The 18,140-nt window shown below is 36.0% G+C and carries 20 protein-coding genes; 15 read left to right on the top strand and 5 right to left on the bottom strand.

What is annotated here, in order from left to right:
• The first annotated feature begins 331 nt into the window (after positions 1-331).
• From HNQ37_RS00610 to HNQ37_RS00585, 6 genes are all read left to right on the top strand, one after another.
• Positions 332-469 (top strand): replication initiator protein A, encoded by a 138-nt coding sequence (locus HNQ37_RS00610; protein ID WP_183538266.1) that lies wholly within the window; start codon positions 332-334, stop codon positions 467-469.
• A gap of 439 nt (positions 470-908) precedes the next feature.
• A complete protein-coding gene (gene rplK, locus HNQ37_RS00605) occupies positions 909-1,334 on the top strand; it encodes a 50S ribosomal protein L11 (RefSeq protein ID WP_183538264.1) in 426 nt (141 codons plus the stop codon).
• A 71-nt stretch (positions 1,335-1,405) separates the two neighbouring features.
• Positions 1,406-2,098 (top strand): 50S ribosomal protein L1, encoded by a 693-nt coding sequence (rplA, locus tag HNQ37_RS00600; RefSeq protein ID WP_183538262.1) that lies wholly within the window; start codon positions 1,406-1,408, stop codon positions 2,096-2,098.
• A gap of 271 nt (positions 2,099-2,369) precedes the next feature.
• Positions 2,370-3,863 (top strand): APC family permease, encoded by a 1,494-nt coding sequence (locus tag HNQ37_RS00595; RefSeq protein WP_183538260.1) that lies wholly within the window; start codon positions 2,370-2,372, stop codon positions 3,861-3,863.
• A gap of 368 nt (positions 3,864-4,231) precedes the next feature.
• Positions 4,232-5,599 carry an amino acid permease gene (locus HNQ37_RS00590; protein ID WP_183538258.1) on the top strand — a complete coding sequence of 456 codons (1,368 nt, stop codon included), beginning with the start codon at positions 4,232-4,234 and terminating at the stop codon, positions 5,597-5,599.
• A gap of 612 nt (positions 5,600-6,211) precedes the next feature.
• The gene (locus HNQ37_RS00585) at positions 6,212-7,147 is read left to right on the top strand and encodes an IS30 family transposase (RefSeq protein WP_183538256.1); all 936 of its coding nucleotides are present in this window, start codon (positions 6,212-6,214) and stop codon (positions 7,145-7,147) included.
• A gap of 586 nt (positions 7,148-7,733) precedes the next feature.
• Here the strand turns inward: HNQ37_RS00585 and HNQ37_RS00580 are convergent.
• Together HNQ37_RS00580 and HNQ37_RS00575 are read right to left on the bottom strand one after the other, a co-directional pair.
• Positions 7,734-7,979: a hypothetical protein gene (locus tag HNQ37_RS00580; protein WP_183538254.1), complete on the bottom strand. Its 246-nt coding sequence runs from the start codon at positions 7,977-7,979 to the stop codon at positions 7,734-7,736.
• Positions 7,979-8,380, bottom strand: a complete 402-nt coding sequence (locus HNQ37_RS00575) for an HIT family protein (RefSeq protein ID WP_183538332.1) — start codon at positions 8,378-8,380, stop codon at positions 7,979-7,981. Before HNQ37_RS00575 ends, HNQ37_RS00580 begins: the two co-directional genes overlap by 1 nt.
• 132 nt (positions 8,381-8,512) lie before the next feature.
• Between HNQ37_RS00575 and HNQ37_RS00570 the strand changes: the two genes are divergently transcribed.
• Together HNQ37_RS00570 and HNQ37_RS00565 are read left to right on the top strand one after the other, a co-directional pair.
• Positions 8,513-9,250, top strand: a complete 738-nt coding sequence (locus HNQ37_RS00570; protein WP_183538252.1) for an ABC transporter ATP-binding protein — start codon at positions 8,513-8,515, stop codon at positions 9,248-9,250.
• On the top strand, positions 9,247-10,299 hold the full coding sequence (locus HNQ37_RS00565) for an ABC transporter permease (RefSeq protein WP_183538250.1): 1,053 nt from the start codon (positions 9,247-9,249) through the stop codon (positions 10,297-10,299). The genes HNQ37_RS00570 and HNQ37_RS00565 overlap by 4 nt, the downstream gene beginning before the upstream one ends.
• A 64-nt stretch (positions 10,300-10,363) precedes the next feature.
• Here the strand turns inward: HNQ37_RS00565 and HNQ37_RS00560 are convergent, their stop codons facing one another.
• Positions 10,364-10,690: a DUF3270 family protein gene (locus HNQ37_RS00560; protein ID WP_183538248.1), complete on the bottom strand. Its 327-nt coding sequence runs from the start codon at positions 10,688-10,690 to the stop codon at positions 10,364-10,366.
• A gap of 158 nt (positions 10,691-10,848) precedes the next feature.
• On the opposite strand from HNQ37_RS00560, the gene HNQ37_RS00555 reads away from it, so the two are divergent.
• From HNQ37_RS00555 to HNQ37_RS00530, 6 genes are all read left to right on the top strand, one after another.
• Positions 10,849-11,775 (top strand): peptidase U32 family protein, encoded by a 927-nt coding sequence (locus HNQ37_RS00555; RefSeq protein WP_183538246.1) that lies wholly within the window; start codon positions 10,849-10,851, stop codon positions 11,773-11,775.
• A gap of 68 nt (positions 11,776-11,843) precedes the next feature.
• Positions 11,844-13,133, top strand: a complete 1,290-nt coding sequence (locus tag HNQ37_RS00550; protein ID WP_183538244.1) for a peptidase U32 family protein — start codon at positions 11,844-11,846, stop codon at positions 13,131-13,133.
• 19 nt (positions 13,134-13,152) lie between these two features.
• The gene (locus HNQ37_RS00545; RefSeq protein ID WP_183538242.1) at positions 13,153-14,295 is read left to right on the top strand and encodes a nicotinamide-nucleotide adenylyltransferase; all 1,143 of its coding nucleotides are present in this window, start codon (positions 13,153-13,155) and stop codon (positions 14,293-14,295) included.
• Between the two features lie 34 nt (positions 14,296-14,329).
• On the top strand, positions 14,330-14,545 hold the full coding sequence (locus HNQ37_RS00540; protein ID WP_183538240.1) for a YdbC family protein: 216 nt from the start codon (positions 14,330-14,332) through the stop codon (positions 14,543-14,545).
• Between the two features lie 377 nt (positions 14,546-14,922).
• Entirely contained in the window at positions 14,923-15,204 is a 282-nt protein-coding gene (locus HNQ37_RS00535) for an ArsR/SmtB family transcription factor (protein WP_183538238.1), read from the top strand.
• An 18-nt stretch (positions 15,205-15,222) separates the two neighbouring features.
• Entirely contained in the window at positions 15,223-15,831 is a 609-nt protein-coding gene (locus HNQ37_RS00530) for a cadmium resistance transporter (protein ID WP_183538236.1), read from the top strand.
• A 58-nt stretch (positions 15,832-15,889) separates the two neighbouring features.
• On the opposite strand, the gene HNQ37_RS08630 is transcribed toward HNQ37_RS00530, so the two are convergent.
• Both HNQ37_RS08630 and HNQ37_RS00520 read right to left on the bottom strand, forming a co-directional pair.
• Positions 15,890-16,246, bottom strand: a complete 357-nt coding sequence (locus HNQ37_RS08630; RefSeq protein ID WP_183538234.1) for a DUF3397 family protein — start codon at positions 16,244-16,246, stop codon at positions 15,890-15,892.
• Positions 16,247-16,322: 76 nt separating this feature from the next.
• Complete coding sequence (locus HNQ37_RS00520) at positions 16,323-16,799, bottom strand: aminoacyl-tRNA deacylase (RefSeq protein ID WP_183538232.1); 477 nt, start codon at positions 16,797-16,799, stop codon at positions 16,323-16,325.
• Positions 16,800-17,307: 508 nt separating this feature from the next.
• On the opposite strand from HNQ37_RS00520, the gene HNQ37_RS00515 reads away from it, so the two are divergent.
• Positions 17,308-18,132, top strand: a complete 825-nt coding sequence (locus HNQ37_RS00515; protein ID WP_183538229.1) for a MetQ/NlpA family ABC transporter substrate-binding protein — start codon at positions 17,308-17,310, stop codon at positions 18,130-18,132.
• Positions 18,133-18,140: the final 8 nt, after the last annotated feature.

Genomic DNA, 18,140 nt, shown 5'->3' with positions numbered 1-18,140 from the left:
AAATTTTTATGACTTTATTAAATATGCAAGTGTTCAAATACATTGTATTGGAGAGTAAGGGTTCAACTCCCTTTAGCTGCTTAAAATAAAATTCAAATAGAAAAATTCAAATGCTTTTGGCGGAATAATTTGAATGGAGACATGGTATGCTTATTAACAAAATTTCTATAGACCAAGTAATAATAAGTGAAAACTTTTATCAGTATCCCAAAATATTTCATCCTTATCGTGAAAAAAATAAAAAAGGAGACACAGTCAGACTCATGTCAAAATATTGTGAAATGAGGAATGAATCTAAAATCCTACATGTCTACCTCAAGAATAGGTTTCATTGTCAATCCGTAATAAATTTGCTGACAAGGATGGATTTATTTATGTTATAGTAACTAATGACGAACTTGAAGATGTTTTAGGTTGTGGTGAGAGAAAAGTTATTCAAACCAAAGAGAGTTACGAGAGTTTAATTTGATAGATGAAGTTCGTCAAGGTTTGAATAAGTCTAACAGAATTTATGTTGGAAACTTAAACTCTGGAAGTGTTATTATCACAGTTCCTTAAAAATCAAGGAAATACAAGGGACAGTCAAAAGGACAGGCAAGTAATACTTTATCTAGTTACTCTTTAATTAGTTCTGATGACGATGATATAAATAAAAACCAAAAAGCTTTTCAAAAATTTTATTTGCTTGATTTTAGAGGTCTTTTTTGGTAACATAAATATGTATGTTGATTTATCGAAATTTTCGTACAAAGCGTGGCAGGCCATGGACTGACTGAAAAGTCGGGACGAACAAGACCGTTAAGACCACATCACGAACACTTGTGAAATTAAAGCTATCTACATTTGTACATGCCAAGATTTCCAAAAACAAAAGAAAGGGATAGTGAAAGCTATCAAAGGACACAATCGTGGCTAAACAAGTTGAAAAACTCATAAAACTTCAGATTCCTGCAGGTAAAGCAACACCAGCTCCACCAGTTGGACCAGCACTTGGTCAAGCAGGTATCAACATCATGGAATTCACAAAGGCCTTCAATGCTCAAACAGCAGATATGGGCGGAATGATCATTCCTGTCGTTATTACAGTTTATGATGACAAATCATGGCAATTTATCACAAAGCAACCACCAGCTTCTGCATTATTGAAGCAAATTGCTAAGATACAAAAAGGATCTGGCGTACCTAATAAAACTAAGGTTGCTACAATTACACGTGCTCAAGTTCAAGAAGTTGCAGAAAAGAAAATGCCTGACCTGAACGCAGCTTCAATTGACGCTGCAGTGAAAATTATTGAAGGTACTGCTAAAAGCATGGGTATCGTCGTCACCGACTAAACACTTGTTAGTAAAATGTTAATTATGGAAGATGTGTTTGCTCACATCGTTATTACCACAAGGAGAAAAAAATGGCTAAAAAATCTAAAAACATGCGCGCTGCGCTTGAAAAAATCGATGCAAGTAAACTTTACACAATTGAAGAAGCTGTAAAGCTTGCTAAAGAAGTATCATTCGTTAAGTTTGATGCTACTGTAGAAGTTGCTTATAATTTAAACATTGATGTTAAACAATCAGATCAACAAATCCGTGGGGCAATGGTATTGCCTAACGGAACTGGTAAAGTTTCTCGTGTACTCGTATTCGCCCAAGGCGCTAAGGTAGAAGAAGCAAAAGCAGCAGGTGCTGATTTTGTTGGTGCTGAAGATCTTGTTGCAAAGATCAACAGTGGCTGGCTTGACTTTGATGTTGTTATTGCAACACCGGATATGATGGCAGTTGTTGGACGTCTTGGACGTGTGCTTGGCCCACGTAATTTGATGCCAAATCCAAAGACTGGCACAGTTACCATGGACGTGACCAAAGCAGTTCGAGAGTCTAAGGGCGGTAAAGTAACTTACCGTGCTGATAAGGCTGGTATTGTTGCTGTTCCTATCGGCAAGGTTTCGTTTGACGAAGAAAAACTCGTTGGTAACTTGAAAGCTCTCCACTCAGTAATCCAAGGTGCTAAACCAGCGGCAGCAAAAGGTACTTACATCACAAGTCTCACAGTTACAACAACAATGGGGCCTGGTGTTAAGATTGATGCAGCATCTATTTATTAGAAATATGCAAATAAAAAAGGAGCTATGGCTCTTTTTTTTTATTTTAAAGTAACATTATTGAAGTTTGTGGGTTATTTCAAAGACGAATGCAATGAATTGAAACTCAATGTAGGATAACTTGGAAAATTTAAAGGATGAGCTCTAATTGTTTTAATTTATCTGTAAGAAATTTTCAATTTTTTATTTTAATTATTAGAATTGTATACAAAATTGTTGATAAATTAATTTTTATTCTGTAAAATTAAAAAGTATTATTTTTAGGAGGATTAATTTGAAATTTTTTACTAAAGTAGACCCAGCTTTTTATGTTGCGAAAGACAAACATTTAACGCAAAGCTTGGGAGTGAAGGATTTTTTAGCTCTTGGGGTTGGGACCATTATTTCAACATCAATATTCACTTTGCCAGGAACAGTAGCAGCTAACTACGCAGGTCCATCAATTATCTTTTCATATTTGATTGCAGCCTTTGTAGCAGGAATGGTGGCTTTTGCTTACTCAGAGATGGCAACGGTCATGCCTTTTGCTGGCTCAGCATATTCATGGATTTCAGTCCTCTTTGGAGAGGGTTGGGGTTGGATTGCTGGTTGGGCGCTTTTGGCGGAATATTTTGTAGCTGTGGCTTTTGTTGGTGCAGGATTTTCAGCCACGTTCCAAGCTATCCTACAACAGCAGCATATTTTATTACCGAGGAATTTAAGAATCCCACTTGTTGCCTATGATTCATCCAATAATTTGGTGCGAGGCGGTCTTGTTGATGTTATTGCTCTTGTTATTGTAGTAATTGCAGCTTTGATAGTTTGGAGAGGTGCATCAGATGCAGGAAAAGTCAGCCAAGTTCTGGTTGTTTTAAAAGTAATTGCTATTTTGGTCTTTATAGGTGTTGGTACTTATTTTATTATCAGCCATAAAACATGGTCAAACTATGTACCATTCATTCCTCAGCACAAGGTTGGTACTAGCTTTGGTGGTTTTTCTGGAATTTGGTCAGGCGTTTCTGTTATCTTCCTAGCCTATATTGGTTTTGATTCTATTGCGGCAAACTCTGGTGAGGCAATTAATCCAAAAAAGACAATGCCGCGAGGAATTTTAGGTTCTTTGCTTATTGGAGTTTTTTTGTTTTCAATGGTAACCATGGTATTAGTGGGAATGGTGCCATATGTTAAATTTGCGAATCAAGCTGCCCCAGTGTCCTTTGCCTTAACTCAGGTTGGCTTTGGGGGAATTTCTCTGATTGTTTCTCTGGTCGCTGATGCAGGTATGTTTATAGCCTTACTTGGTATGATTTTAGCTGGCTCACGCTTACTATACAGTTTTGGTAGAGATGGGATGCTCCCTGCTTCTTTGGGTAAACTCAATAAAAAAGGTCATCCAACGAATGCCGTTATTCTTTTGACAGTTATAACAGCCTTAGTTAGTGCTTTCCTTCCTTTCACATTTCTCTCTCAGCTTATCTCAGCTGGAACCCTGATTGCCTTTATGTTTGTTTCTGTAGCCATGTTTAGTTTGAGAAAACGTGAAGGTAAGACTTTACCTTTACCTAGTTATAAAGTGCCTTTTCATCCTGTCTTACCAGTTCTTGGCTTTGTGGGATGTCTCTTTGTCTTTTTGGGCTTGCAAACAGACGCAAAGATTTATGCGGGTCTTTGGTTCTTGCTTGGAATTGCGATATATTTTGCTTATGGAAGAAGCCACAGCTTAAGTAAAACATCAGATCAAATAAATGGAGTTAATTCAATAATTACAGAAGAGTCATTAGCAAATTAATGAAGGAATAATTAATTGCCAATAAAAAATAGAAATGCTAATTTTTAAAATAATTGCTTAACGTGGACTAATTTATCTTTGCTTTCTCTTCGATAATTTTACCCTATAATCTAGAATATATTTATTTCCCAATGTGATAACTAAGCTCAGGAAATCGTGTTGGTAGTTTAAAGCGTATGCTTGATCTGTATTTTAAAAATTCAAATATAATGAACTCACTTTTTTAAATAGAGCATAACTAAAATCTCTTGTCTACTTATTTTGTATATTTTCAGAAAACACCTGTAAGTTTTTGGAAATGTCTGAAAATTATTTGACATTTTATTAAATTTTCGTTAAAATTAAAAGAATTTTAAGAAAACAAATTTATGGAAACTAAAAAACAGAACACATCATTAAAGTCATCTTTGCAAACTCGACATATTGTTATGCTTTCACTCGGAGGAGCAATTGGGTCTGGGCTTTTTTTGGGTTCTAGTTCAGCCATTATAACGGCAGGGCCAGCAGTCCTATTGTCATATATCTTGGCTGGTTTAGCACTCTATGTAGTCATGTTTGGCGTTGGTAAGATGGTGATTAACAATGAAAAATCAGAGCCAGGAATGTCTGGTATTATTAAGCCGTATGTAGGTGCACATTGGGCACACTTTACAGACTGGACTTACTGGTCAACTTGGATGGCTGTCCTTATTGCTGAAGAGGCAGGTGTAACCCATTTTCTTAATCAACTTGTGCCAATTAATCCGCATTTTCAATGGATCTATGCACTGATTGTGGCAATACTTGCTACAGGAGTTAACCTTTACTCAGTTAAAGCATTTGGTGAGACAGAATATTGGTTGGCTTTTGTCAAAGTGTTTGTGATTATTTTATTGATTACAGTTGGTGTTTATTTGGTCCTAAAGAATATAGTAAATCAAGGTGTTGGAACGGCAGTTGGCCACATCACAGCTGAAACAAGTTTTGCACCAAATGGATTTAAAGGATTCCTCAACTCACTCTTGATTGTTATTTTCTCATTTGGTGGTTCTGAATTGGCAGCAGTGACAGTAGCAGAAACTGATAACCCCAAAGTAGCTATCCCAAAGGCAATCAGAGGTGTCCTTGTTCGAATTATCAGTTTCTATGTGGTTCCAATTTTCCTTTTTCTTGAGCTCCTCCCATGGAAAGATAATTCTGGTCAAAATCCAAAAGCTCTTAGTCCTTTCGCAGCAATTTTTGGGAAAATTGGTATTCCTGGTGCACAAACTATTGTGACAATTGTTATTATTGTGGCTATTTTCTCAGCAGTTAACTCAGCAATTTACGCGACATCGCGCTCACTTTATTCCAGAGTTCAATCATCAGAATCGGGTCTTGGAAAATACCTAAGTCAACTTAATAAAAATCAAGTACCTGTTCATGCTATTTTTGTCAGTTCTGCAGTACTCGTTGTTGGCGTTGTCCTATCTGCCGCCTTGGGTGATTCTTTCTGGCAGTTTATGGCTGGCTCAATTTCTTTTACAATCACCCCAGTCTGGATTGTCCTTTTAATTTCTGCTTTGATTATGTATTTTAAAAATAAGGAAATTGCAAGTCCCTTTTTAATTGGCGCGACTTTACTAATTGTTATTGCTCTGTCTATAGCTTTCTTGATGCAGATTGTCACAAATCCATGGACCCTGTCAGCCTTTGCCTTAATCATTGTGCTTTTAGCTTACTTTAGCTATCGCCAAGAGAAAATATATGCTGAATAAAAGATAGGAAAAAGCGTTTCATTTTTATGTGACCTCTAAAGTATAAACTTTTGAAATCAAGTAGTCATACTTGATTTTTTTAATTTCGAATATGAAAGGCAATATTGATCGGACTCAACCAGTTCAATTTTATCTTTATCTTGATTCGTTTGCTATTATAATATTCAATCATGTGATAATAGCTTGCTCAAGTTCTTCAAAAAAATTTGAACATACATCCATAACAGATTTCTTGTTTTAATAGACCAAAGAAATTTGCAGGACAATAACCATCTTAGCACTTGCTTTTACGTGTCCATGGCGTTCATGAATGAAAATTATTATGTGATTTAAGTGTATAAAATTTGTTTTTTATCTGATAAGCCACCTCAGCCAGGGTGAAATGTTCACCAATAAGGCCAATCAGATGTCAGTTCCAGTGCTTGACGAAATGTAGTCGTAATGGCTTGATAAGTTGGACTGTTTTGAAACCTCAAAGATAAGGTCTTATTTTTTAAACAAATTCAAATAAAGGCAAATTGTAAAATTAGTTTAGCCACCTGAAGCAAGAAAAAAACACCTGAATCTCTTATACTTGAGTTTGAAAGAACAAAAAGTAGAAAAGGAATTCAGATGCAAGGTTATTTTAACACAAAAGGCAAGGAACTTACTTATACAGAACGTCAGTTGATTGAACGTTGGCACAACAAGGAGAAGCTAAGTAACCGTCGGATCGCTCAGCGCTTGAATAAAGCCCCTCAGACAATTCATCATGAACTCAAGCGGGGACAGGTTCAACTGAAGACCAAGACAAAGTACTCTGCACATCAAGCACAAGAATTCCACAGCGCCAATAAAAGTCACTGTGGCCGACATTCTAAGCTCACGTCAACCCTCAATGAAACCATAAGTGCAGGTGTCAGAGATAAAAAATCATTAGAAGTCATTCTCCAAGAACTGACAGGTGTTTGCCTTCGCACCCTCTATCACTGGGTAGACAAAGGCTGGCTCGATGTAAAATGCCATAATTTACTTTACCCTCATTATAAGAAAGCAAAGAAGCTTCGGAAAACACCCCCCAAGCGTCCCTATGGCTTGTCCATTGACCAACGTCCAGAGAAAATTAATCAACGTGAAGCATTCGGCCATTGGGAAATCGATACGGTGCTGTTGACGAAAGAAAAAAATGACTGTCTTTTGACGCTCACAGAGCGCCAAACACGCTTTGAAATCATTCGTCTGATTCCAGATAAGTCTGCCCAATCTGTCAATACGGCACTCTTAGCACTTCAAAAGGAAACTCAGTTCGAATCCCTCACGTCAGATAATGGTCGTGAATTTGCCCGTTTACATGAGGCGGTGACTTGTCCGGTTTACTATTGTCATGCCTATGCGAGCTTTGAGCGTGGAAGCAATGAGAATCATAACCGCATGATCAGACGTTTCTTACCCAAAGGAACAAAACAAACAACAGCTTCAGCAGTTGCTAAAATTGAGACTTGGATGAATCAATATCCAAGAAAAATGTTCAAGTATCAGACACCATTTCAGATGTATCGGGGTGGCTAAATTAAATTTGCAATTTGCCAAATTCAAATAAAGTTTATTCTTAACAACTTTCTCTTGATATTTAAATCCCGTTGTATCAACGTTATTTTCTAATGAGATATAGAGATCCTGAGACATCTGTGAATTTTATTTTTTAGCAATTTTAAAGAAGCTAATTTGTTTGTTCCGATTCTTTAAGGCAATTGAAATGAATTTCTATGCCTTCCACGAGGCTTCTGAGTAAAAACATAGTCTCCCTGATTACAAGAGTCATTGCTGTAACCTATAAGCAGGAAGAATTATTTTTCCAAATTCATTGATTAACTCTTAATAAGATTTTTCACTTGTCGGGTATAATTCTGTCGAATTAACGTTGAATCGTGTTGACTATGATGTATTTGGTTGCTTACGCTGAAGTCTCGTTCACTGTAAACATTTTTCCACACTTCAACTTGCTTAGGATTTATTTTATAGGTGTTAGATAGATATTTCTTACCTCCAGTATGTGAATAATAGTATTGAACAGCTTGTAATTTTAATTCAAATTAATATTTCGTCATAAAAAAAGACTTTCCCAATTTGAAAAGTCTATATTCTTCGGTTCACATCATTTCCGAGGCGTTTTTTCTTTGTTGCTTTTTTCAAGAATAATATATTTTTTGCTAATCTCATTAATAACAGCTAAATTTCCTTCAATGCTGAATTTAAATTCATCGATTTTAGTTTGAATTTCTTGCCCAATCTTTTGAACTTTTTCAGCTTCCTTTTGAACGAGATAAAGCTTATCCTTGGCCTCATCCATGTTATTTTTTAAGTCTGAAAGGCTTTTGCTGATCTCACTAAATAATCCCATTAAGACATAATCTCCTTCAAGATGGCACCCAAATCATAATCGTGGGTTGGTGTGTGTGAGAAATCTGGGCCACCATCGTTTTGACTGCGTGGCATGAGATGAACGTGCGTGTGCAGGATAGTTTGACCAGAAATCTCACCACAGTTTGTAATGATGTTCATACCTTCAGCCCCAAGCTTATTTTTAAGTAGATTGGCTATATTGGGAATCTTGCTAAAGAGAAGGGCTGACTCATCGCTTGTCATGGCAAGCAGATTCTCATAATGCTTTTTAGGAAGTACTAGAGTGTGGCCTTTAGTGGCTTGGGAAATATCTAGCATTGCATAGACATCTTCATCCTCATAGACTTTATATGAAGGAATTTCACCAGCAATAATTTCGCAAAATAGACAATCTGACATATGTATATCAATAAACGACACTTGAGCATTGCCCAGCCGTTTTCCTTTCATGTTATAATTAATAATATTATACCAAATTTGAAGGGGGATGGCTGACCAAATCAGTTAAAGAATTGGGATCAGCTATTTAAGATGGCTTTAGAAGTAAAAAACTTAACCGGAGGTTACTTCGGAAATCCTGTACTTAAGGATGTCAATTTTAAAGTTGGTGATGGACAAATCGTTGGCTTAATTGGTCTCAATGGAGCAGGTAAATCAACCACCATTAAAGAAATAATAGGTCTTTTAACACCTTTTTCTGGTGAAATTTCTATAGATAAGGTTACAATCAAGTCTGATAAAACGGCTTTTCGAAAGAAAATAGGTTTTATTCCAGAAACGCCAAACCTTTATGAAGAGTTAACGTTACAGGAACATATTGAATTAACAGCCTTGGCATATGAAATTGAAAAGACAGTTGCATTGGAACGTGCTAAACCATTGCTTGAGACTTTCCGCCTTTCTGATAAGTTGGACTGGTTTCCGATTAACTTTTCCAAAGGAATGAAGCAGAAGGTTATGATTATCTGTGCCTTTTTGACTAAACCTTCTCTCTATATTATAGATGAACCTTTCATGGGGCTTGATCCACTGGCTGTATCGGATTTGACGGAACTGATGATCACTATGAGAAACCAAGGAGCTTCTATTCTAATGTCCACTCATATCCTATCAACTGCTGAAAAGTTCTGTGATAAATTTGTGGTTCTCAATGCTGGTCAAGTAGTGGCTGATGGAGATATGGCTTCTCTTCGAGCTAAGTTTAACTTAATCGGTGCATCTTTAGATGATATCTACCTGCACCTAAACAAAGGAGAACGCCTACGATGAAGGAAGTTTTTGCAAAACGTCGTAAGGTTTATTATAAGCAAAACATCAAATATTTACGCTATGTGTTTAATGACCATTTCATGCTTTTTTTGGTTATTGTTTTAGGCGCCTTAGCTGTTCAGTATGCAAAGTTTTTGCAATATAATGATTTAAAATGGGAACTACGATTACTCATAGCATTCGTTATAAGCCTGATCGCCCTAGTACCAGGTAAAGTTGTAAGCTTACTAGAAGGGGCTGATTCTACCTTTTTACTTGCAAAGGAAGAAGAACTGAAGAAGTATTTAAAGAGAAGTGAGAATATTTCTCTCGTATTTCCAGCCTTGATTATCTTAATTCTTGTTTTAATCACTAGCCCACTGCTCAAAGTTTCAATCTTTGTAAGCTTGATTTGGTTTATGATATTAGTTCTTATTAAAAAAATCCTCTTCAGACTAAAAATACATTCGTTTGAAATAGATGGGAATGTTGATTTTGAAGGTGCCATTTCTTATGAACAGAAACGTCGCACTAATCTTTTAAAAATTTTTGCTTTATTTACTAATGTAAAAGGACTGACAAATACAGCAAAACGCAGAAAATATCTAGATCCATTCTTACCTAAGAAAACTACTTCTGCTTATGAATATCTTTTATGGCGAACTTTCCTCAGAACTAGTGATTACGTAGGAATGCTTACACGCTTATTGTTTCTGAGTGTACTAGTTTTGATTTTTGTAACAAATACTTTATTTGCGGTCCTTTTTGCAACTGTAGTTAATTACTTATTAATTTTTCAAATTTTATCAATTGAGAAATCGCAAGACTATCAGCCTTTGTTGAAAGTATATCCAATACACCCAGAGGATCTAACAAAAGCTGTTAAATCAATTCTTTTAAAGAGTTTATCTCTCTTTTTGTTGGTTGAATATCTTTTTTCTGGAATCTTTGGTTTTCTCGGGGGGCAACTAGATTTTATATTATTACTTGTGTTTTACATTCTGAGCCCAATAATTTTTATAATCTATATAAAATATCGACTAAAAGAAAAAAATAAGTCCCAATTATGATGTCACCTACAAAGGTAGGATTTTAATAATCCTACCATTTGCGGAGCAACATATTGATTGAGACTTATTTTTTATATTTAAATTTATAAAGCTTTTTAACTAAAATAATAATTCCGATTGGAGCTAAAAGAGCAATTGGGAAAGAAATTATTAGGGGAGTAAGAGCTGCTAGGATTGGATAGACAAATGCAAAAAGAAGAGAATAGCTACTAACGTTAAGAAAGAAGCTTAATTCACGTCTCTGATTTTTTAATGACTGATTACCTTTTTTATGAAGGGGATGGTACTCTTGAGCCAAAATAATCCCACTTTCGATTTTGTCTTCTGGCAGAGAGTAAATGACTTGTTCTGATGTACCAGGCTCAATTTCTTCAAATTTCCTTGCTTCCATGAATAATTGAGTATATCACAAAGTTAAATATTTGTCACATTTTTGTTATACTTGTAAACTCATGTCATATGTTTTTGATGCCAAACAACGGAATAAAATAGTATTCAAAATTTCAGAAAGTCAGCACTAACTTTGTGAAATATGTTATAATCTTTCCTATGAAAATAAAACTCACAGCCACTGCAGAATCAGTTGAGCAAGCCAAACAAATCCTTGCTGCTGGAGTGGATAGCTTAAATATCGGCGATGAAACTTTTTCTTTAAGAGTTCCTACGGCATTTTCTAAGTCGGATATTTGTGAAATTACAGAAATGGCTCATGCTGCTGGGAAAAAAGTCACTGTTTCAGTAAATGCCCTCATGCATGCTGAAAAAATGGCAATTATCAAGCACTATCTTGATTTTTTGCAGAAAATAAGAGTGGACCAGATTACAGTCGGTGATGCCGGCGTTATTTATGTCCTCCAGAGAGATGGATATAAATTACCATACATTTATGATGCCTCCACCTTGGTCACATCAGGGAGGCAGGTCAACTTTTGGGGAAATCAAGGAGCGGTTGAAGCAGTTTTAGCACGTGAATTACCTAAGACAGAACTTGAGTCGATGTCAAAAATTTTAGAAATTCCAGTTGAAATTTTGGTATATGGTGCTACTGTGATTCATCATTCGAAACGTCCACTTTTGCAAAATTACTTTAATTTTTCTGAGGTTGAAGGTGAAGAAAAAAATCGAGCGGCTGATCATTTTGTATCTGAGCCACATGAGCCTTCTTCACATTATAGTATTTTTGAAGACAGTCACGGTACTCATATCTTTGCTAATGATGATATAGATATGATGACTGAACTTGGAGATTTAACCAAAATGGGATATTATCACTGGAAACTAGATGGTATTTTTACTCGGGGAGAAGCATTTGTTCAGATTTTAAAAATCTTTGATCAGGCCCGACAGCTGATTGAAAATGATGAATTTACTAAGGAGAAGGCTTTCATGCTTGATGAAAAAGTCCGTCAGCTTCATCCATTCGATCGCACAGTCTCTCATGGCTTCTATGACCTAGATCCCCAAAAAATTAAATAAATAAATTTTGATGTCTACGGCTTACTAAAATCTTACAATCTATCATGCAAATAGAAAGAAGAAAAATTATGCAAAATACAAGAAGAGCTCCTGAGGTCTTATCGCCTGCTGGTACGTTAGAAAAGCTCAAAGTTGCCTTTGATTATGGAGCAGATGCTGTTTTTATTGGTGGGCAAGCTTATGGCCTACGCTCACGTGCAGGTAATTTTAGCTTTGAAGAAATGTCGGAGGGCGTGTCATATGCTGAGTCTCATAATGGTCATCTTTATGTGGCAGCTAACATGGTAACCCATGAAGGTAATGAAGAAGGAGCTGGTGAATGGTTCCGCAAGCTTCGTGACATTGGAATTCATGCAGTGATCATATCTGATCCAGCCTTAGTTGCTATTTGTGTGGCAGAGGCTCCAGGTTTGCCAATTCACTTGTCCACTCAGGCCTCAGCGACAAATTATGAGACCTTGGAATTTTGGAAAAGCCTTGGACTAGAGCGTGTTGTGCTAGCACGAGAAGTTTCAATGGCTGAGCTGGCGGAAATTCGAAAAAACACTAATGTCCAGATTGAAGCTTTTGTTCATGGGGCTATGTGTATTTCTTACTCTGGACGTTGTGTTCTATCAAACTACATGAGCTTGCGCGATGCCAACCGTGGTGGGTGTTCCCAGTCTTGCCGCTGGAAATACGATCTTTATGACTTACCATTTGGTCAGGAACGTCGTTCAATAAAAGGGGGAATTCCAGAAGAATTTTCTATGTCAGCTGTTGATATGAGTATGATTGAGCATATTCCAGATATGATCGAAAATGGGGTTGATTCTCTTAAAATTGAGGGAAGAATGAAGTCGATACACTATGTTTCGACCGTAACCATGGTCTATCGCGCTGCTGTTGATGCTTATCTAGAAAGCCCAGAAAAGTTTGAGTCCATAAAACCTGATTTGGTGAAGGAACTGTGGAAAGTCGCTCAAAGAGAGCTTGATACTGGTTTTTACTATGGTGTCCCAGATGAGAATAAACAACTCTTCGGAGCTCGTCGCAAGATTCCAGAATACAAGTTTGTAGGTGAAGTTGTGAGCTTTGATGCCAAGACAATGACTGCCACCATACGCCAGCGAAATGTTATTATGGAAGGAGATATAATTGAATTCTACGGACCAGGTTTTCGTCATTTTGAGACGAAGGTTTTGAATCTCCGTTTGGCAGCAACTGGTGAATTAATTGATCGTGCACCAAAACCTATGGAACTTCTACTAATTGACTTGCCAGAAGCCGTAGAGGTTGGTGACATGATTCGAAAAAATGGCGAAAGTCTAATTAATTTGTACCAACCTGATGGAAAGTCAATGACAGTTCGAGCATAAGTTTAGAAAGGTTATAGTAATGATAACCAACAACATCTCCAAATCAAGACTGAAGGGGAAAAAAATTGGCGTTTATTTTGGAACATTTGCACCACTTCATATTGGTCATCAGCAGCAAATATACAAATGTGTTGCTCTAAATGATGGGGTTCTTTTGATTGCATCTGGTACAAATCATGATCGTGGTGCCGAGATTGGTCTTCCTCTTTCAAAACGTTTCAGATATCTACGTGAAGCCTATAATGATGAACCAGATATTAAGGTAGCTATGTTGGATGAGGAAAATATTCCCCCCATACCAGATGGATGGAACCAGTGGGCAAATATGCTTTTTGATTTGATCCGTAAAAACACTATAGAGAAAAATTTAGAAGTCACTTTTTATGTGGGAGAAAAAGAATACGTTACTGAACTGACAAAACGCTTTCCAATTGATGATGGTAATATTTATGCTGTTGAAATTGCGGATCGTCATGATATTAAAATTTCAGCAACCCAGATTCGCGAGAATCCACAACTTCACTGGAATGATATTAACAGAGTTTTTCGTCGCCACTTCTCAAAAGTTGTGACGGTGATGGGCTCTGCCTCAACTGGTAAATCAACCTTGGTACGCTGGTTGGCGCGCTCGATTAATGCACCATTTTCATTAGAATTTGCACGAGAGTACGAAGAATTTTCAAATATTGATGATGACGAACTGGGTATGGATGACTATGCTCGCATGATCACAGGTCAATATGATGCTAATTCACGTGAAGTGAATTCATCTGCTAATTCAGGAATTGTATTTTTAGATACAGATGCGATTGTTACCCGCGTTTATGCAAAATTATATCTTAAAAAAGACCAATTTCTTCAATTGGAGCCCCTTTTTCAAAAGACAATCGCTGACGAACACATGGATTTGATACTAGTGATTCCGCCAATTACGGATTATGTAGATGATGGTTTTCGTAATATGGAATGGGAAGCAAGTCGTCTTGAATTTCATGAAGAATTGATGCGTCAACTTGAAGAATTTGGTCTGATGGAAAAAGTCGTTATTTTGTCTGACAATGGTCATTCTCGTGATGAACGTGGTTTTTTGCAACGGTATCATCATGCCATTGATTCCGTTAAACAATTTACCGGAGTTGAAATTAAACGTCTAGAATACTAATGGTTAAATTAAATTTTTATTGTAATGGAGAAAAATGGCAGATTTAAAATTTGAAATTGTAGAACATCTAATTGAGCTTTCGATCACTGCCAATGGCTGGACAAAAGAGTTAAACCGTGTTTCTTGGAATGATGCAGATCCAAAGTTTGACATTCGTACTTGGTCACCAGATCACACAAAGATGGGAAAAGGAATCACCTTGAATAATGAGGAATTTCAAAAGTTAGTTAAAGAACTTACTGGGAAGTGAGTTCTTTTTTTGTAACTGTTTAATATTTATGGTAGGTGAAGTGATAGTAGCAATCGAAATTTGGTTAACTGAACATTTATTTACGAGCCAATTTATACTGCTTGATTTGATCATCTTTCTTACCAAAAAAATCGATTAAAATATGGGAATTCGGGAAATAATTAAAAATTGCTTACTTTTAGAAACGAAAGGTTGTTTAGAGTCAATTATTTCAGTCTAAATACTTTTAGACTTTCAAAGGGAAGAATTTTTTATTAATAACTTTGAGTCGAAAATTGGTAATAATAGAGTGGCCTTAGATACGTAATTGGCGAAATTGATTTAATTGTAGTCTTATTTGTATTGACATTCATATTATTATATTATAATATAATAATATGAATAATATAGACTTACAAAAATCGGCTAATTTTTTTAAGCTTTTTGGTAACGAAAATCGCCTTAGAATCCTAATGACGCTTTTTTCAGAAGCGAAAACAGTCGGCCAAATTGTAGATTTAACGGATCTCAGCCAATCTCTGGTAAGCCAACAATTAAAACTGCTCAAAAGTTCAGCAGTTTTGAGTAGTGAAAAATCTGGGAAAACAGTGATTTATAGAATTTCTGATCATCATATCCTGCATCTCATGCAGGATGTTTTTGACCATTTGACAGAATAAACTTAAGAAAGGGCAAACATGATTTCAATTATTCTCCAAGCTACTCTTATCTATTGGGCGACAGCACTTGATTTATTATTAATTTTGGCAATTCTCTTTTGTGGAAATCATCGTCAAGAATTTTCCTCAATCGCTTTGGGACAAATTTTGGGTTCGTCAGGTTTGATCATAGTAAGCTTAATTTTTGCCTTCGTATTAGGATTTGTTCCAAAACAGTGGTTGCTGGGCCTACTTGGTCTTATCCCAATTGCTTTTGGGTTAAAATATCTTATTAAAGGTGACGATGAAGAAAAAGAAATTGCCGAGGCACTTGAAAAACGTAGAAATAAAAATATGATTTGGACAGTTGCATTATTAAGTTTTGCCAGTTGTGGTGCTGATAATATTGGTCTTTTTACTCCATTTTTTGTCACATTATCAAGAACAGCTTTGCTTGTGGCAGTGCTGACAATGTTTGTTAACATTATTTTTCTTGGATTGATAGGTCGTGCCCTTTCGAGAATTGAAGCTCTCAGGGCTTTCCTAGGAAATTACAGCCGCTGGATTATGGCTGTTATTTACATTGGTATTGGAATCATGGTTCTTATAGAAGCAGGAACGCTAAGTAAGGTTATAAGTTTTCTTTAAAATAATTAACAAAATAGAACCAAAAGTGGTTCTATTTTAGTTGAATAATCAAGTTTATTTATATGAATAAGGTTGCAACGATAAAACAAAAATACATTACCGAGCTGTCTATTAAAAGCACTCTCCAGAATCTTTTAAGGAAGTCGTTAACTTGAAATGTTCTGTGAACAAGGAGGTCAATAAGTAATAAAAAAAGCCCAATACCAGAAGCAATCATAATATAATATGGAAAAATAGAAATACTTGTTGCGTTTTTGACGAATCCATCAAGCCCAAATACAAGGAAAATTAAAAAAATGTCGAAAACTTTTATTCCTTTTCGTTTTTTAAGCTTCAATAACTTAAATAAGAGATTTAATACCACATAGATAATCAATGGGAAAAGAACGATAAAAATCTTGGTCCAAATGTTCATTGACTTATTATATCAGAATTTAAAATACTTTTCATACCAAGTTCGATTTGTAAGTCTGATGGTGGACAAGGAATCTTTATTCTGAAAGGTCATAAAAATTTGCCTGAACAAATTCAGCCAGTTCTGATGGATTAATTCTCATGGACCGACCAAGTTCACCAGCTGAAACGTACATAAAATCACTTTCAAGAGCTACTTTGTCAATATAGATTGGAAACTTTTTGGTTTGCCAAATCCCTACAGGATTATTTGCCCCATGAGCATAACCTGTCATTTTTTGTAAATCTTTTTGTGGAACCATGTTTACTTTTTTGTTCCCGGAAATTTTGGCCAGTTTTTTTTCGGAAAGGTGATGGGTCAATGGGAGGATTCCGATCAATGGACCTGTTTTGTCACCAATCAAAGCCAAAGTTTTGTAGACTTCGTCATATCCAATTCCGGTAGGTAATTTTCCACTCTCTAATGTGTTGAACAGAATACTTTCATAACCAATTTTGGCTTTGTCAAGAATCTGCTCAACCAAAGTTTTTTTTATTTTTTCCTTTTTTGCCATAATTTAATTATACATTTTTTAACTATGAGTTCTTGCAGTGACAATTGAATTGTCAGAAAATTTGTGATTTTCTCTTGACAAATTAATTGAGACAGGTTATACTAATCGTACAATTTACAAATAATGAAATAAGTAGATCAGGAAAGTAGTGAGCAGCTACCAGCTTAGGGATCTTGCAATTTAGTGAAAGCAGGACTGGTAATGGGAATGAAAATGGCCTGAGATTAGATAGGATGAACGTTAAATCGTTAGTTTTATCCGGGATTGTTCACGTTAATGGACTCAACATTAAGGAAGTGCACACTGATGTTGCTGAGGCGTTTTTTATTTTGTATACGAAAAGAAAATTTAACGCGAATTGGGATGGTACCACGATATTGACTTTCAGATTCGTTCCCCCTTGATACATTTTTTGTATCAAGGGGGGGCGATTTTTTTTATCTCAACTCAATTAAACAGGAGGTCCTTATATTTATTATTTGTAAATTAGAAAATAGGAGAGTTAATTATGTCAGTGAAAAGGATATTTTTTAAAGTTACACTTGCAATCATTGCCGTTACTGCTTTAGTTGCTGTCGGAACGGCTGTGAGTGCTGGTACAAGAAACTATACATTGGGTGTAGGAGGATCAGCTGAAAAAGCAGAGTGGACTCAAGTCGCAAAAGATGTTAAAAAAGATGGAATTAATCTTAAGATCATACAGGTGAACGACTATACAACAGCGAATCCTGCGACAGAAGACGGGAGTTTTGACCTAAATGCTTTCCAGCATACAGCTTTTCTCAATGATTGGAACAAGTCACATAATGGTGACCTCGTCAGTGTTGGTTATACATATATTTCTCCGTTTGGTCTTTATTCTAAGAAAATTCATTCTTATAAGGATCTAAAAGACGGTGATATTATTGCGGTTCCAAATGATCCGACAAATGAGGGGCGTGCGCTTCAACTATTGGATGCAATCGGAGTCATAAAACTCAAATCTAATGCACCTGCCACCCCCACGCTTAAGGACATAAAAACTTACGTAAAAAAAATCACAATTAAACCAATACAGGGAGACCAAGAAGTTGTGGCTATGCCAGATGTGACAGCAGCATGTATCAATACCAATTTTGTAATTGATCAACTACATCAAACCCCCAAAGATGCGTTATATGTAGATACTGACCATGGATCAAAGGTGAATAATATTTACAAAAACATCTTAGTTACCAAAAAGTCAAAAGTGAAAAATGCTGACTTCAAAAAATTGATTAATGCCTATCAATCAAATAAAGTTGCCAAAATTATTAAAAAAGAAGGCGATATTCCAGCTTGGAATCTTAAATAATAAAAATA

It is taken from the genome of Lactovum miscens (assembly GCF_014202895.1).
In the GTDB taxonomy this organism is placed as follows: domain Bacteria; phylum Bacillota; class Bacilli; order Lactobacillales; family Streptococcaceae; genus Lactovum; species Lactovum miscens.
The sequence above is the reverse complement of the archived record's forward strand: the minus strand, read 5'-3'. Positions and strand labels throughout refer to the sequence as shown.